Raw genomic sequence first — 15550 nt, forward strand, 5'->3', positions numbered from 1 at the left:
CGATGATCCGAAGGAGGAATGGCCATATGAGCAGGAAATTGCGATTCGGAATTATGAGCACCGCTCGAATTGCACGAAATGCCATGATACCTGGCATCCTGAAATCGGAACGCTGTGAGGTGAAAGCGGTCGCAAGCCGCAATAAAGAGAAGGCGGCCGAGCTCGCCAAGCGCTATCATATTGATCGACATTACGGTTCCTACGACGAGCTTCTGCATGACCCCGATATTGACGCGGTTTACATTCCGCTGCCCAATCACCTTCATAAGATATGGAGCATTAAAGCTGCTGAGGCAGGAAAGCATGTGCTCTGCGAGAAGCCGGCTGCATTGACTGAAGCGGATGTCAGGGAAATGGCGGAGGTGGCCAAAGCCCATGATGTTCTGTTTGCTGAAGCGTTCATGTACCGCTATCACCCGAAGCATGCACGTGTACGCGAAATAATTGAGAGCGGTGAAATCGGTGAGCTTAGAGGCATCCACGGCTCGTTTACTTTCAATAATGCGAGTGATAAAGGAAATGTCCGCTACAGCCAAGAAATGGGCGGAGGCTCGATTTACGATGTGGGGTGCTATCCGATTTCGGCTGCCCGAATGATCTATGGCCAGGAGCCTCGGGCCGTGACGGCCCACGCATTTTTCTCCGAAGAGCATGACGGCGTGGATATGATGGTGCATGGCATGATGGAGTTTGGAAGCGGGCTTGGGCTAACCTTCGAATGCGGGATGTGGACGTATTCCAGATGTTCGCTTGAGATCTCGGGAACCGAAGGAAGAATTGAGCTTCCTTGCGCATTCGGATGGGAACGCATGGAGCATATGTCCCAAATCTGCATTCATACCCCGAAGGGGAGCCGGGAAGAGAAGGTCGGCATATACAACCATTTTGCGCTGCAGGCGGATGCCATGGCTGCCGCGGTTATGGACGGTAGGCCATTGCCTTATGGACCTGACGATTCAATAAGGAACATCCGGGCGATTGAGGCCTGCCTTCGTTCCGCGCGAACGTCGTCGCGTATCGAAATCCCGCCGGTAGAAGACAAGCCATTCCATGCATAATCAATAGATTTACATTCTTAAACCGCTGCATTGGCGGTTTATTTTTTTTGCCTATTGCATTCTTCTCCACAATCGATAAAATAAACTTAACGATAAAAATATTTTAACGGATCCAAAATTTTTAACGTTGCCATTAAAGCGATTATTTTGCTTTTAAAAGGATTTTCTTGTGCTTTTAAAAAGATTTCTTGTGTTTTAAAAGGATTTTCTGGTGCCTTTAAAAGGAATTTCTTGTCCCTGTAAAAGATTTTTACGATGCCTGATTTAAAAGGGAAGTTATCAATTCGAAATCGAAAAAGGAGAAAAAGTATGCAAAATGCCGCCGTGTTAGAAAAGAGAGGATTCAGCCAGCTTCTGAGCCATAGGCCGTATCTGTTGTATTTGACCGCCCAAGCGGTTACGCGATTTGGTGATTCGTTGGATTCCATCGCATACAGCTGGATGGTCTATATGCTGACAGGATCGGAGCTCTTAATGGGGTCGTTGTTTGCTTTTAATTTTGTGCCCGGGCTGCTGTTCAGTCTGTTTACCGGAACATTCGTCGATCGATGGCTGAAGAAGCGTGTACTCATCGTGATTTATCTGGGACGTGGTATCATGGTGTCCATTACAGCGGTTCTATTTGCCTTTGGACTCCTTGAAGTGTGGCATTTGTTCTTCATTACGTTTATCAACTCCACGCTGGAATGCTTTTCAAGACCCGCGGAAATGTCGATCGTGCCGAGACTGCTTCCTCATGATAAGCTGATGACCGGCAACTCCTTCTCTACATCGATCAGCCGCAGCGCCGAGTTAATCGGATTATCCGCAGCGGGGGCCCTCATCGCCCTGATCGGAATTTCGGGAACCATCTTGATCGATGCTTGTACCTTTATCTTCGCGGCGTTGATCATCGCATTCATGCCGAATCCGGAAGCCGCTGAGGCAGCAGCAGAGAAAAGCGGAAGTCCTGCGGTTACTGAACCGGCGAAGAGGTCAGTGATCGGTGATATCCGGGAAGCGCTTGCCTTCGTCAAACAGCACGCTTTGCTTCTCATCACAACGGTGCTTGCAATGATCAACAATTTCTGTCTTGCACCCTTGAACGTGCTGCAGCCCGTGTACGTCAAAGAAACGCTGGGGGTAGGCGCAGGGGGAATGAGCGTATTGGGGAGTTCTCTTCTGATCGGGATGGTCTGCTGCGGCATCTGGATGGGACGCTACGGCAAGTCTTTCAAAAAGAGCACATTGATCATAGCAGGCTCCATTCTGCTTGGCATTAGCTACTTCGCATTAGGCATCCCGGGCAATCTGCCGGCATTTCGGATCGAAGCGGCTGCTGGATGTATGTTCCTGGCGGGCGTTGCCGTAACCATCCTAAATACTCCCATCTCGACTTACATCATGGAAGTAACGCCGAAAGCCCTCCTTGGGAGAGTCGGTGCGCTGATGTCGGTACTGTGTACGGCAGCCATTCCTGTCGGCAGCTTTATCACAGGGGTCATAGCGGAGCACCAACCGCCCCCAATCTTGTTTATGATTATGGGGATCGTCATGATGCTGCCCGTCATGTTTCTGCTCCGCAAGAAGAGCTTCCGTGGGATCTAGGTGACGATCTAAATGAGTGACACGCTTTGTAATTTCGAGCTTCTAGGCCTATAATGAGAGGAACGAAATTTGCAAAGCTGAGGTGTGCGGTGTGGAGAGCAAGGATTTGACGACACTGGAAGAAATAAAAATATATTCGGATCCATATCGACTCCAAATTTTGAACGTACTTAACAAAATGGGCCGTCCGGCCACCGTTAAGGAAGTAGCGGACCGGATGGGGGATGTGCCCGCCAAAGTTCATTATCATATGAAAAAGCTGGAGAAAATCGAGCTGGTCAAGATTGTCTCGACCAAAGAGATTAATGGTATCATTGCAAAATACTACGAGCCATTTGCTGGTGCGATCCGGATCAAGCGCGGCAACGATACGGAAGAGCCGGTCATCAAGGAGCTGATCCGCTCCGAGACCAATAAGCTGCTGTCGGAGCTGTTCAATCAGAACAGGGACCGGTTCTTTAAATACCTCAACAACGATGAAGAGTCAACTTCGATGCTGACGAATACGACGCTGTATATGACCGAAGATGAGGCCAGAAATCTGTTCAAGGAGCTGGATAAGCTGCTGGAGCCTTATAAAAATAAACGCAGCGAAGCGGATCAAGAATACGAGTTTTTTGCCACGAATATCCGTTCCATTGAGTAATATACCACAGCACAAAAGCTGGCACCTGTACCGTGCAGGTGTCAGCTTTGTCTTCTAATGCGGGAAAGATCGGCATAACCTAGTTCTTGTAATCGTCTTGTCCGGGTTTTACGGACATGGCCGGCGAAGTGGACGTGCCGTAATCGTTCACGGCGTCCCAAGCATCGGCGTCATCAAACCTGCCGCTCATACGCTGCCGGTTGATGCCTGCGCCTGATGGCGGAGCTGTCATGACATCCTCTTCAACCGGGCGGTCATCCGATAATGCCCGATTCGGTGCATGGTCGATGCAGTAGGCCGTGTAAGGCACTGCTTCCAGCCGTTGAAGCGGGATCTCTTGGCCGCATACGGTGCAATGCCCATACTCGCCGCGTTCCATACGAGCCAAGGCTGCATTGATTTGTTCCAGCTCCATGTGCTGCGATTCCTCGATGGCCAGATCGCGTCCGCGTTCGAACACTTCGGTTCCGGTGTCGGCCGGGTGATTGTCGGCGGCACTGAGCTCGCCGGTAGAATCCCGAAGGGATTCCCCGGATACGGAATCCGGATCGGAGAGCTGTTGCTCCAGACGCGCTTTGTCCTGAAGCATGCGCTGCTTCAATTGCTCATATTGTTGTTTCGTCTTGGCATTCATGATAGTCGCTCCTCTCGATCTGATGAAATGCTTCTTGTATGACAATACCCGAAATCGGGCCTGAACAATCATTTGGGATGATTCACGGCATGTCCATTCGTTTTTGGAACTTTCTCCAAAAAAGCCCCGGACAGTTTTAATCACGACGGCGAATATGATATAAAAAAAGATAGGGAGATACCGATTGCTTAAGTAGCCGTACCAATATTTGGAGGTAAATCACAATGGATGAACACATGAAACGCCGATTGGATAAACAGAAAAAGTTATTCCGGCAGCTTGGCATTCAACTGGACGCTTTGTCTATCCATGAGAAAGAATTCTCAACCAAGCTGCGTGGATACGACCAGCAGGAGGTGGATACCTTCCTGGACGAAGTGATCAAGGATTACGAACGTTTTTATGCTACGATCTCGGATCTTATGGATAAATGGCAGGAGCAGCAAATTATTATTAGGGATTTGAAGGCGGGAGTAAAGCCCGAGCCCGAGCGGCCCTTGCTGGATCCTGTGGAACTGGAAGAGACGGTGGCCAGACTGGAGGCGGACTTACGCATCCTGAAGAAGCAAATCCGGCCGGAGCAACGCTTTTATATTGACTAAGGGCCACCCCCGGCGGTCAGCATCAGCTTGATCCTGCTGTGACGCCCATGGTCTAGATTTTCCTTACATAATACGAATACTTTTCATGAAAAGAACCACAAACAGCCGATGAACGGCTATTTGTGGTTCTTCTTGTTGGATCTCGGGATGAAGAGTGCGGGGGGCGCCGGCGCTGATGAGGCTTGCGACTCCCGGACTTCAGGCGGGCTCATAAGCGGGACCGGTGATGGCAGCGGGTGTTCCTTGACGGGATGCTTCTCGGCGGACAACCCGTCGTGTGAAGACAAGCTCCATATCCTTGCCGCTTCCACCTGATGCGGGTTGCTCGTCCGGTAAACAAGCAGAAGAATGGTACCTGAAGCAAAGCCCGTAATCCAGTGAAGCCATCCGATCGGAGCGTGAGCCACTTGTCCGGACGTCAACAAATATGAACGCTCCTGCATTCTGTCCGGATCGTGGAGATGGTAGCTGATTTCTCCTTGAATCACGTAGCATAGCTCATCGGTATCCGGATGCCAGTGGGGAGGAAGGCCGCCGCCGCGATCCAGATGAATTTCGGACATGGCCATTCCCCGCAGCAGCGGAAGCTGCGCCGAAGATACGTCCGCACGCCCCCTTCCCGAAGGGCTTTCGGCAATACGTCTCGGATGGTAAACATGCCTGGTTGGAATCATGTCGCTTTCAGGCGAATGATGGTTGGTCACACGAATAAGCCTCCTTATGCGCAACAGCCGAAAGAGCGGCTGGAACACGGCCAGCATGGTTTACAGTGGCTGCGAACGATCTAAATCTGACTGCCTACGACTAAAGTAACATTGCCGTTTTCCAAGCAGGTTTTGCCTTGTAAACCATTTTCATAACAATTACTATGATGATAGGGACAGACTTATTCTGATGAAGATGGGGGAGATTGGCTGTTTGTCGAACAACCTGAAAATCAACATACGCATCAAGATCGTTTTAGGATACTTGCTGATCTTACTGTGTCTGGGAGCCTTTTTATGGATCGTCTCGGATCGCATCTCCTCCTTGCAGCAAGAAGCGGATTTTATCGAGCAGCATGACATCGAGGTCCACAATCTAACGCATGAGATCGAGAAGAATATGCTGGAGATGGAAACCGGCCAGCGGGGGTATGTCATTACAGGGGACGAGGATTATCTCGAACCGTTCAATAATGCGTTAACCGCATGGCAGATCAACTACAATAAGCTGTACCAGCTAATTAGCGACAATGCCGAGCAGGCGAATCATCTCGAGAATATCAAGGAAAACATCAAGGAATGGATACAAGTAGCAGGCCAACCGGCCGTTCAATTGAAGCAGCTTGGGCACGATGAGGAAGCCCTCCACTTCTTCATCAATGATCCCGGACAGCAAGCGATGGATTCGATCCATGACATGTTCTTATCCTTCCGTAAAACGGAGCGTGAGCTGACCGCCGCCCGCATCGATGACATGAGACATAGCAATACCAATCTGCTGTATACGATGTATGCATTATGGGCAGGGGCTGCTTTCATTACGATCGGGGCCGCCTGGTTCGTCTCCAAGAGCATTGTAAGGCCAATTTTGCAGGTGACGCATATGATTTCGGATATCGTCAAGGGAGGCAGTCTCGCGCAGCGAGTTCAAGTTCATTCCCATGATGAGGTTCGCAAGCTGGCGGATACGACCAATGAGCTGCTGGCGTTGGTCAGCAGGCAAAATTGGGCGAAGGACCATGTCAACGTCATGTCCACACTGCTGCAATCTGCGGATAAGGTGGAGACGGCCTCCCGTTTTTATATTCATAAGCTGGCTTCTATTCTAAATCTGCCGTATGGTGCGGTATTTATCGTTCGCAAAGGTCCGGAGCTGGTCAAGGCAGCCGCATTCGCTGATCCTGACGGTGAACCGTGGGATAAGGTGCGAGACCGCTTCCTCCCTGGCGAAGGCTTGGTAGGGCAGTGCATGCTGGAGAAGCGGATGATCATCCTCGATGATATTCCTCCAAACTATGTGCGGATCGAATCCGGGCTTGGCGATGCGGAGCCCTCCACGCTGCTCCTGGCTCCCGTTCTCTTCGAGGATAAGGTGCTCGGCGTGATTGAGCTGGCCATGTTCCGGCCGCTTGATGCGCTGGAGATGCAGCTGCTGGAGCAGTTAACCCATCAGCTGGGCATCTCGCTGAACTCGATTCGCAGCAAAATGGAAATCCAGCAGCTGTACCATGAATCGCAGACATTGAATGAGGAGCTGCAGAGCCAGACCGAAGAGCTGCAGACCCAAACGGAAGAACTGCAAACCCATACGGTTGAAATGCAGCTGCTAAACGAGAAGCTCGCAACCCAGAAGGAAGCGGCGCTCATTGCCGCGCAAGAGCTGGAGAATTACGCCAAGGAGCTCGAGCAGAGCTCGAAATATAAATCGCAATTTTTGGCGAATATGTCGCATGAGCTTCGAACACCGCTGAACAGCATGCTCATCCTCTCGCAGATTTTATCCGAGAACAAAAACGGAAACTTAACGGAAGAAGAGCAGCACTATGCTTCAGTCATTCATAACTCAGGCAGTGAATTATTGAACTTGATCAATGATATCCTCGATCTATCTAAGGTTGAGGCAGGCAAGATGCAGATTGATATGGATTTGGTCAATCTCACGGAGCTTCCAGAGCAAATGAGGGGATATTTCGCCAAAAGCGCGGAGTCGAAAAATTTGGACTTCGTGATCGAAATGGACGACGACTTACCGGATATCATCTACAGCGACGGGCTGAGACTGCATCAAATTCTTCGTAATCTGTTGTCCAATGCAATCAAGTTTACCGAGAGCGGCCGTGTACGACTGCACGTGTCGAAGATGAACTCCATCGTGACTTCCGATTTCATGATCACCGGAGAAGCGATTGCCTTCTCGGTGGAGGATACGGGAATCGGTATTGCCTCGAATCAGCTTCATTCGATCTTTGAGGCGTTTCACCAAGGGGAAGAGATGACGGCGCGCAAATTCGGAGGGACGGGTCTCGGACTCTCGATTTCCCTTCACCTGGCCAAGCTGCTGGGCGGTTATATCACCGTCGAGAGCGAGGAGGGCAAGGGGAGCACATTTATTTTATACCTTCCGCTCGTAACGGATTCCGAGACGGTCGAAAGCCTCTTTATTATGCCTGAGGCTGCTGCAGCCCGGAGTGAGGAGATTCTGCAGGACTATCAGACGACCGGAGTTAAGGAGCCGGAATGTCTAAAGGAACTAGAGCACAAAACCGTGCTGATCGTGGATGACGATATCCGCAATGTGTACGGATTGACCAATGCGCTTGAGAATCTTCACATGACCGTATACACGGCTCAGAACGGATATGAATGTCTGGAGCTTCTGGAAAAGCATCCGGAGATCGATTTCGTTCTGCTCGATATCGTCATGCCGGAGATGGACGGAGTGGAGGCATTGAAACGAATTCGAAGCAATCCCGATTGGGCGGACCTGCCGATCATTATTATGACCGCAAGGGCGATGGACCGGGATCAGTATCTGGGATACGGGGCGAACGGTTATATTATGAAGCCGGTACGTATGGAGAAGGTCGTTGCCGCAATCAAAGAATTAACCGGGGACCAAGGAGCCTGAAGGCGCCGGGCTCTAATCGTGTCCGGGGCCTTCAGAAAACATGTGCGTTCTTGTCGCATGTTGACGAATGCATTGCGCTTGATTTATGATGGAGTCATAACTAGACGGTAGACGGCGTGTTACCTTAACAGGGCATGAGCCAAGAAGAGACATCCTTCGGGGACGTCTTTTCTTGGCTTATTTAATATGCTGCCCATGCATCCTTTCGAGGCTCTTTTGTTAAACTTTAAGGAAAGGGGGAAGTCTATGAGCGGGCTCGAATCGTTTACGGTTATTCGCGTCATCGGTAACAATGTCGTCATGGCAACCGGCGGCAAGAAAGAATCCGAATATGTGATCCTTGGCAAAGGAATCGGTTTCGGGATCAAAGCTGGAGCGGAAATTTCTGCAAGCGATTCCCGGATCGAGAAGCTTTTTAAGCTGGAAGACCGCGAGCAATGGAGCCAGGCCCATCATTTGCTCGAGGAATTTGATCCGTTGGTGATGGACATTACCGATCAGATTCTGAATATGATTGTGCAGGAATTCCCGGGTACTTTAAACGACAAGGTCTACTTGGCTTTGCCAAGCCATATCCAATTTACCGTCTATCGGATCCGAAAAGGGATGGATATCATCAACCCTTTCCTCGAAGAGACCCGAATCAGCTTCCCTAAGGAATACGAAATTGCTGTCAAAGCGGCAGAGCTTATCGGACAGGCCTTTCATATCACCGTACCGGAGGATGAGATTGGTTTCTTGACCTATCACGTTTATTCGGCGGTCAGCCATGTGCCTGTAGGCCATCTCGTGAAGGCTTCCAATGTGGTGGGTGCACTTGTGAAGCAAATCGAGACAAAGCGACGGATCCGATTCGACCGGGGAAGCATGGATTACGTGCGGCTGCTTATGCACCTTCGCTTCTCGGTCGACCGTATATTGAATCAGGATGTAAATGTCGATAACCCGTTTGCGGAGCAGATCCGCGCAAAATTTGCGGATGAATATGAATTGGCCAAAGAGCTTGCTGCCATGATGGAGCGGGAGCTTGGCAAGGAAGTGCCGGAAGCGGAGGTCTGCTTTTTGGCCATGCATCTTTATCGCCTGTTTACGGGCCGATTGCAGCAGAAGAATCAACTCAAGGAGGAATCATAATGTTTGGTTGGAAGAAGAAGAAGACCGCTACTGCTATACAGGTGAAAGCTCCATTATCCGGAAAGGCCGTTCCGTTGTCGGAGGTGCCGGATGAGGCGTTTGCAGCTGGACATATGGGTAAGGGCATTGCAATCGAGCCATCGGAGGGGCGTTTGATCGCTCCATTTGACGGAACGGTGGCGCATGTCATTAAAACGAAGCATGCTGTTATGCTGGAAGATTCAGCAACCGGCTTGCAGTATCTCTTTCATATCGGCATTAACACCGTCGGTTTGAAGGGTGAGGGCTATACCAGCCATGTGAATGTCGGGGATTCGGTGAAAGCCGGCCAAACGCTGATTGAATTCGATATGGAAGCCATCAAAGCGGCGGGTTATCCGACTGTGACTCCAATCATTGTTACGAACGCTGATGAATTGTCAGCTTCCGTGGAAGGACATACCGGAAATGTGACTGCAGGCACGGATCCCGTACTCAGCATCACCCTTAATTCCTAAAAAGAATATTTTTGTTATTGACAATATGGGAAGCCTGAATTAAGATAACAACATCAAATGAATACGTTTTAAGGCGTGTTACCATAGACATGGGCATGAGCCAAGAAGATGTGGACTATATTGTATAGTCGTCATTATTCTTGGCTTTTTTTGTTGCTAAAGAATCTGCTTGGTCAGAGTGGCCCAGGGGTGTTCAATTACGCAATCAAGACGTTCCTAAAAAAGGTCACCATTGTTGGTGAACTTTATGAGAATATGCTCAGATTCGAATCTAACAACCGCCTTAAAATGATGAATACATGAGGCTTGCGAGGAGGAGGATTTACCCGAAGTTTTTTCTTTCCAGGATGGAAGGGGAAAAATAATTGTTCATTCGACGCATTATGTAAACGTTTTCAGAACAATGCTAAATTATTGAAGTTGAAAGGATGATTGACATGCTGGCTAAATTGCAAAAGCTGGGTAAGTCTCTTATGCTGCCGGTGGCCACATTGCCTGCAGCAGGGATTTTGCAGGGGCTTGGATTGATCGACTATCAAAAGGATATACCTTTGGGAGCTCTCGGAGCTTTTCTGAATCAATATGTAACTCCTTTCATGACTTCCGGGGCCCTTGCGATTTTGGATAATCTGCCGATTATCTTTGCGATCGGGGTTGCGATCGGATTCGCCGGGGACGCTGTTGCGGCTCTTTCCGCCCTTATCGGGTACATGGTGCTAACGAGAGTGCTGGAAAAAGTTCCGCTGCAAATGCCGTTTATACCGGATGACGTGAAGCTGAATATGGGCGTGCTTGGCGGATTCTTTGTCGGTCTGTGGTCTGCCTACCTGTATGGCAAATTCCACAAGATTAAAATGCCGGACTGGCTAGGCTTCTTTGCAGGTAAACGCTTTGTTCCGATTATCACGGCAGCCTCCACGATGGTGCTTGCGGTGCTGATCGGCATGATTTGGAGCCCAATCCAGGATGCCATTTCCGCCTTCGGCAACTGGGTTGTCGGTCTTGAAGGCATTGGATCGTTCATTTTCGGTACAGCCAACCGCTTGCTGATCCCTCTGGGTCTGCACCACGTATTAAACTCCATCGCCTGGTTCCAGATTGGGGATTACACCAATGCCGCGGGCGAAGTCGTTCACGGCGACCTGTGGCGTTTCTTTGCGGGAGATCCGACGGCCGGGATGTTCATGTCCGGTTTCTTCCCGATCATGATGTTTGCGATGCCTGCTGCGGCACTGGCCTTTATTCATACAGCCAAGCCGTCCAAACGCAAGCTCGTCGGCTCGATCTTTATCGGTTCGGCAGTAGCATCGTTCCTGACGGGGATCACCGAACCGCTTGAATTTGCGTTCATGTTCGTTGCTCCGGTATTATATGTGGTGCATGCGATTTTGACAGGTCTTTCCGGATTGATCATGTACGTCCTTGATGTCCATCTGGGCTTCTCATTCTCGGCGGGCTTGATCGACTACCTGGTGAATCTGAAGCTGTCTACCAACGCATGGCTGCTCCTGCCGGTAGGCTTGGCTTTCGGCGTGGTATACTATCTGCTGTTCAGAATCCTGATCGTCAAGCTGAACTTGAAAACGCCTGGACGCGAGGATGACGGCGAGGAGACCGAAAGCGCTGAAGGCGCAGGAGGTGCGGTTGCCGGTAATGACAGCCAGGCTGCCAAGGTGCTGGCTAACATCGGCGGCGAGGACAATATCGTTAGCGTCGATGCTTGCATCACCCGGCTTCGTCTTGTGGTTAAAGACGACAAGGCCGTGAACGACTCCGCTTTGAAAACGCTCGGCGCAGCCGGAGTCATGCGACTCGGCCAAGGTGCGGTTCAGGTTGTGTTCGGACCGAAATCGGAACAACTGAAGGATGAGATCAAAAACATGACAGGGAAGTAACTTGATGAATGAAGCACCAAAGAAGCGGGGGGAGTTAACCCGCTTCTTTTTATATATTCAAAGCTCCACGGTATTCACTTCTCTGCGCTCCCACCAAGAGCGAAGACTTTCATTAACATCAATCTTACGTAAACATCAATCTTATGCAGGGATGCCCGATTCATTTCCCGCTTGTCCTCCAAAAGCTCATCTCGGATGTGCTAACCCCATCGATGTTAAAACTCACAAATGCTTAAGATTGCCCCGATTTTCGACCACGGTCGTTATGCGCAGCTTGAAATCCAGGTTGGGATAGTATCCTGATCTCCAATCCTGAAGCTGTTCCCGAGTCAAGTGCTTTCTGAAGTATTGTCCCAAGGCCAATATATCGGCTTGTTCTTTTTGCGTTTTCCGAAACATCTTATTCAGCCTGAGGGTGAGGAGCTCTTCGAGTTTTTCTTTGATCTGCGTTTCTGTCGGATGTCCCCTGGAGTCCAGAATGGTAACCTTCAGCCTGAGATGGCTTCGAAGGTAAGGCTTGCCATCCTGAAGCCAGCTATGATGGGATAGCCGGTTGCTGGTGATTTGAACGGTGGCGCTATCCATGACCTCGATTTTGCCGAATGCGCTTTTTCCATAAAAGGCGTTGGCCACAAGCGTTTCATCGGTTCCGATTTGGCCTGTCATCCGTCCATTTTTGATGATGGCAGCGCCCAGGCATTCGATGCTTGTGGATTGGCCGGAACGAATGATCGGGACGATCACATCATGCGTATAGGAATGAATGCTTCGAAACATTTGCCATACGCGCGTGTCTGCCAATTGGGGGTTCCAGCCGGCATTTTTCTCGAAATAATCATAGATGATACTGCCGTTTTGCTCCGATTTCGCTTCCATATCTGAGAAGAATTGATCCAGGGGTTGATCGCTGATGGCTAACAGCGTTTTGGAGGAGATATCCCGGGAGCGGTTAAAGGCGGATATAATATCCTCCATCCCTCTGCGGGCAACGTTTTTATCTGCAATAACGATCTTCAAATGCAGAAGATCCACCTGGGTCTCCATATTCATGCTTATATCATCGATGATGTCATTGATCGTGTCGCCGGTTTCCGAAACGATGTTGACCGAGCTCGTTTCATTCGTTGCAGGAATGTCCAGGAACACCTTATATTGATTCTCTTCAGTTAACGAAATGCCCATGATGACCGGAAGCGACCGATGGTTGATGTCCTTGGTATCCCAGCAGCCGGCAAGCAGGGGAACCGCTCCTACCAGTAATAGAATGAGCTTGATCGCCGTGCGGGGCTTAGCCGGGTTGTCCATATGCGGGTTGTTTATATCCGACTTATTCATATTAAGTAACCTCCGTTGTGCGGCTTGCTTTATGCTTGTGCCGCCATCCGATGATGAACGTGATCAGTGGAACGATCAGAAAAATATACATCCTGAGAGGTATGATCCACCCTTGCAGCTTCTTCAGGAAATCCCAGTTGGGAATAGCCATGGAGATGGCAAACAATCCGGCAGTCAGTACAATCAACAGGTAGAGATTCGGGATAACCGGAATTGCACGCTTCGTAAGCGTCAAGAGAATCCATAGCGTGACTCCCAAGTACAGCAGGGCAAACGCCATCAGGCTCAACAGGAAAAAAATCGTGATCCGATCGAACAAGAGCCATGTAATATTCACGGTGTCGATGGTCATGAGCATGGGGAACTCGTACAATTCGGCGGTTGTTTGCCCAAAGGTCAGGAGCGGCAAATATACCGATAACAGGAACATGGGAAGCAGGAGGAGGCAGCCCAGCATCATTTTTTTTAGACTGATATGTATGGACGGAGGTAACAGCCCCAGAAAAAAGAAGCCGCCTGCATACACAAATAAACTGACCAGAAAATCGGGCTTGATTAAGAAATGGAAGGTCTGCTCGCGATCTATGATCGGCAGCAAATAATACCAGTCCACATTTTGAAAGCTGAGGCAGAGAACAAACAAAATGGGGAACGAAAACAGGATAACCAAGAGGACCCCGGTGCGTGCCATGCTGGCCATTCCTTGCCAGGCCATAAGAAAAGCAATGCCGATCAATAGCAGCTGGATCGCCCATAACGGCGTGCTCGATAAAAAGACCAAGGTCAGCATCTCCGAATACGCTCTCAGCGTTATGATGATCGCTATGCCAAAATAAAAGAAGACGGGAATCAACAACAGCCAAGCGAAAAAGGTTCCGATGCTGCGGAACATATCCACGACGTTCTTCTGGGCAGTCCAGGTGAGCCCCTTCAGATAAACGTAAAGTGCAGCGGTATGGAGCGCATAGCTTATCCCTATTCCGATCCAGTGCCCCATGTCCATGGCTGTGAACAGATCGGACGGATAGAGAAAAAAGATAAGTCCCATATGACAAATGACGTATAATATGGTTGCCTGATAACCGCTCTTATCCATTTCGCTCATCCTTCTTATTGAATGCAGGGAACGATAAGTAAGGAATGCCCATGCTTGTTTGTTGACCTAAGTAAGCACATACGACAACGATCCCGGCGAGAAGACCCAGCATGCCGTAGATGGCGGATAGGATAATCAGCACATATTTGAACACGCGTAAAGTCACCGAGTTCTGAAATCCGACAACCGTAGAAGAAGCAATGGTTGTGCCTGCCAGAACGATAATCAGCAGATTGCTGACAAGTTTGGCGGATACGGCGGCCTGGCCCAAGATAATACCGCCAACCATCGTAATGGTGGGGCCGACGCTTTTGGGAAGACGCACACTCGCTTCCAGAATGAGCTCGAGAACAATGAGAAGCAAGAGTGTCTCGACAAAGGCAGGATAAGGGACATCCTGTCTGCTGTTTGCAATCGATAAGGCCAGCTGAAGTCTTAGAACCTCGGGATTGACGGATACCAGGGCAACATATAATCCGGGAATGATCGTAGCGATCAAGGCGCCAACGATTCTTAAGAACCGGATCAGGTACATGAAGGGGAGGGCGTAATTATAATCATCCTTCAAACAGAACATATCCATAATGAGACTAGGCAAAATAATCGCGAAAGGATAACGGTCTATCATGAGTACGATTTTGCCCTGTTGAAGGGAATGGGCCGCATTTTGCGGCATTTCCGTCATGTTGAAGTTGGGGACGAACGACCATGGGTTCACGCCCAGAATGTTCCCGAGCTGCTGAATATGATCAACCTCCTGGTCCCGTCCCGCCTTGATTTTCGCTTGAACGGAATGCAGTAACCGGGGGCGACCCGATTCTCATGATAAATTAACAATAATGACTTAGGGCAATTCTTCCCGACTTTATAGGTCTCCACTTGCATGGAGCCTCCGGAGCAATGCTTTCGCAAAATGCCGATGTTCGTATTGATATCCTCCTGAAAAGCGCTGCTTGCTCCGTAAAGCGTATTTTCGGTCTCGGGTGAAGTAACGGAACGGGTGACATTTTTGGATATCGGAAGGACGGCGCTGCAAGTCCCGGACTTGGGTTCGAATAGGATCAGATTGCCCTTTATGATTTCAGGTACAATCGCTTCCAGCTTAGGCTCAATAAGCTTGCCCAATATTTTCAGAAGAGCAGCGGGCTGGAGTGAAGCATGGACCAGGTTTGAGGTTTGGGTTTGAAGGGACGCGATGCTCTGGGGCAGATCAACCAAAGAATCCAGACCGATGATCTGAACTTCATATTGCAGCAATCGAATTTCAACATGGAAATAATCGGCGTTTTCTTTAAAATAGGCAGCCAGGCTTTCTTTAAGTTCCATACCGAGATCACTCCCCCCGTCAAAACGATTAATAGATATCATTTCCATTGCAGCCACCAGTTTATGCATAATCCGCGTGTTGATGCACTCTACAGTCTTGGGGTAAGAAGCTGAGGCTGATCCCGAAA

The 15550-nt window shown here is 49.6% G+C and carries 12 protein-coding genes and 1 pseudogene; 8 read left to right on the forward strand and 5 right to left on the reverse strand.

Annotated elements, in window-relative coordinates; all coding sequences use genetic code 11:
- Positions 1-26 precede the first annotated feature (26 nt).
- The 3 genes from NST44_RS17075 to NST44_RS17085 all read left to right on the forward strand — a co-directional run bounded on the left by NST44_RS17075 (position 27) and on the right by NST44_RS17085 (position 3291).
- On the forward strand, positions 27-1058 hold the full coding sequence (locus NST44_RS17075; protein ID WP_213616994.1) for a Gfo/Idh/MocA family protein: 1032 nt from the start codon (positions 27-29) through the stop codon (positions 1056-1058).
- A 309-nt stretch (positions 1059-1367) separates the two neighbouring features.
- Positions 1368-2645 (forward strand): MFS transporter, encoded by a 1278-nt coding sequence (locus NST44_RS17080; protein WP_340900201.1) that lies wholly within the window; start codon positions 1368-1370, stop codon positions 2643-2645.
- A 106-nt stretch (positions 2646-2751) separates the two neighbouring features.
- Complete coding sequence (locus NST44_RS17085; protein WP_340900203.1) at positions 2752-3291, forward strand: ArsR/SmtB family transcription factor; 540 nt, start codon at positions 2752-2754, stop codon at positions 3289-3291.
- Positions 3292-3370: 79 nt separating this feature from the next.
- Here NST44_RS17085 and NST44_RS17090 read toward each other — a convergent pair whose 3' ends face one another.
- Entirely contained in the window at positions 3371-3925 is a 555-nt protein-coding gene (locus tag NST44_RS17090; protein ID WP_007128613.1) for a TraR/DksA C4-type zinc finger protein, read from the reverse strand.
- 224 nt (positions 3926-4149) lie between these two features.
- Between NST44_RS17090 and NST44_RS17095 the strand changes: the two genes are divergently transcribed.
- Entirely contained in the window at positions 4150-4527 is a 378-nt protein-coding gene (locus NST44_RS17095) for a DivIVA domain-containing protein (protein ID WP_007128612.1), read from the forward strand.
- Positions 4528-4643: 116 nt separating this feature from the next.
- On the opposite strand, the gene NST44_RS17100 is transcribed toward NST44_RS17095, so the two are convergent.
- Positions 4644-5231: a cupin domain-containing protein gene (locus NST44_RS17100; protein ID WP_007128611.1), complete on the reverse strand. Its 588-nt coding sequence runs from the start codon at positions 5229-5231 to the stop codon at positions 4644-4646.
- A 214-nt stretch (positions 5232-5445) separates the two neighbouring features.
- Here NST44_RS17100 and NST44_RS17105 point away from each other — a divergent pair, with 214 nt between their 5' ends.
- The 4 genes from NST44_RS17105 (at position 5446) to NST44_RS17120 (ending at position 11665) form a co-directional block, all read left to right on the forward strand.
- Positions 5446-8139 (forward strand): CHASE3 domain-containing protein, encoded by a 2694-nt coding sequence (locus NST44_RS17105; RefSeq protein WP_040738169.1) that lies wholly within the window; start codon positions 5446-5448, stop codon positions 8137-8139.
- A gap of 246 nt (positions 8140-8385) precedes the next feature.
- Entirely contained in the window at positions 8386-9273 is an 888-nt protein-coding gene (locus NST44_RS17110) for a BglG family transcription antiterminator (protein ID WP_007128609.1), read from the forward strand.
- On the forward strand, positions 9273-9770 hold the full coding sequence (locus NST44_RS17115; protein ID WP_340900207.1) for a PTS sugar transporter subunit IIA: 498 nt from the start codon (positions 9273-9275) through the stop codon (positions 9768-9770). Before NST44_RS17110 ends, NST44_RS17115 begins: the two co-directional genes overlap by 1 nt.
- Positions 9771-10207: 437 nt before the next feature.
- Positions 10208-11665: a PTS transporter subunit EIIC gene (locus tag NST44_RS17120; RefSeq protein WP_007128607.1), complete on the forward strand. Its 1458-nt coding sequence runs from the start codon at positions 10208-10210 to the stop codon at positions 11663-11665.
- A 222-nt stretch (positions 11666-11887) separates the two neighbouring features.
- Here the strand turns inward: NST44_RS17120 and NST44_RS17125 are convergent, their stop codons facing one another.
- The 3 genes and pseudogenes from NST44_RS17125 to NST44_RS31090 form a co-directional block, all read right to left on the reverse strand.
- Positions 11888-13000 carry a Ger(x)C family spore germination protein gene (locus NST44_RS17125; protein WP_340900211.1) on the reverse strand — a complete coding sequence of 371 codons (1113 nt, stop codon included), beginning with the start codon at positions 12998-13000 and terminating at the stop codon, positions 11888-11890.
- 1 nt (position 13001) lies between these two features.
- Positions 13002-14096 (reverse strand): GerAB/ArcD/ProY family transporter, encoded by a 1095-nt coding sequence (locus NST44_RS17130; RefSeq protein ID WP_340900212.1) that lies wholly within the window; start codon positions 14094-14096, stop codon positions 13002-13004.
- Positions 14089-15491, reverse strand: a pseudogene (locus NST44_RS31090) (spore germination protein). Before NST44_RS31090 ends, NST44_RS17130 begins: the two are co-directional and overlap by 8 nt.
- Positions 15492-15550 lie beyond the last annotated feature (59 nt).

Origin of the sequence: Paenibacillus sp. FSL W8-0919, assembly GCF_038003785.1 — a bacterium.
In the GTDB taxonomy this organism is placed as follows: Bacteria; Bacillota; Bacilli; order Paenibacillales; family Paenibacillaceae; genus Paenibacillus_AQ; species Paenibacillus_AQ lactis.

What these genes read in the sequence shown, in the direction of transcription:
- NST44_RS17130 (WP_340900212.1), bottom strand. Translation starts at nt 14,096, where the DNA reads ATGGATAAGAGCGGTTATCAGGCAACCATATTATACGTCATTTGTCAT.
- NST44_RS17125 (WP_340900211.1), bottom strand. Translation starts at nt 13,000, where the DNA reads ATGAATAAGTCGGATATAAACAACCCGCATATGGACAACCCGGCTAAG.
- NST44_RS17115 (WP_340900207.1), top strand. Translation starts at nt 9,273, where the DNA reads ATGTTTGGTTGGAAGAAGAAGAAGACCGCTACTGCTATACAGGTGAAA.
- NST44_RS17095 (WP_007128612.1), top strand. Translation starts at nt 4,150, where the DNA reads ATGGATGAACACATGAAACGCCGATTGGATAAACAGAAAAAGTTATTC.
- NST44_RS17110 (WP_007128609.1), top strand. Translation starts at nt 8,386, where the DNA reads ATGAGCGGGCTCGAATCGTTTACGGTTATTCGCGTCATCGGTAACAAT.
- NST44_RS17075 (WP_213616994.1), top strand. Translation starts at nt 27, where the DNA reads ATGAGCAGGAAATTGCGATTCGGAATTATGAGCACCGCTCGAATTGCA.
- NST44_RS17090 (WP_007128613.1), bottom strand. Translation starts at nt 3,925, where the DNA reads ATGAATGCCAAGACGAAACAACAATATGAGCAATTGAAGCAGCGCATG.
- NST44_RS17120 (WP_007128607.1), top strand. Translation starts at nt 10,208, where the DNA reads ATGCTGGCTAAATTGCAAAAGCTGGGTAAGTCTCTTATGCTGCCGGTG.
- NST44_RS17080 (WP_340900201.1), top strand. Translation starts at nt 1,368, where the DNA reads ATGCAAAATGCCGCCGTGTTAGAAAAGAGAGGATTCAGCCAGCTTCTG.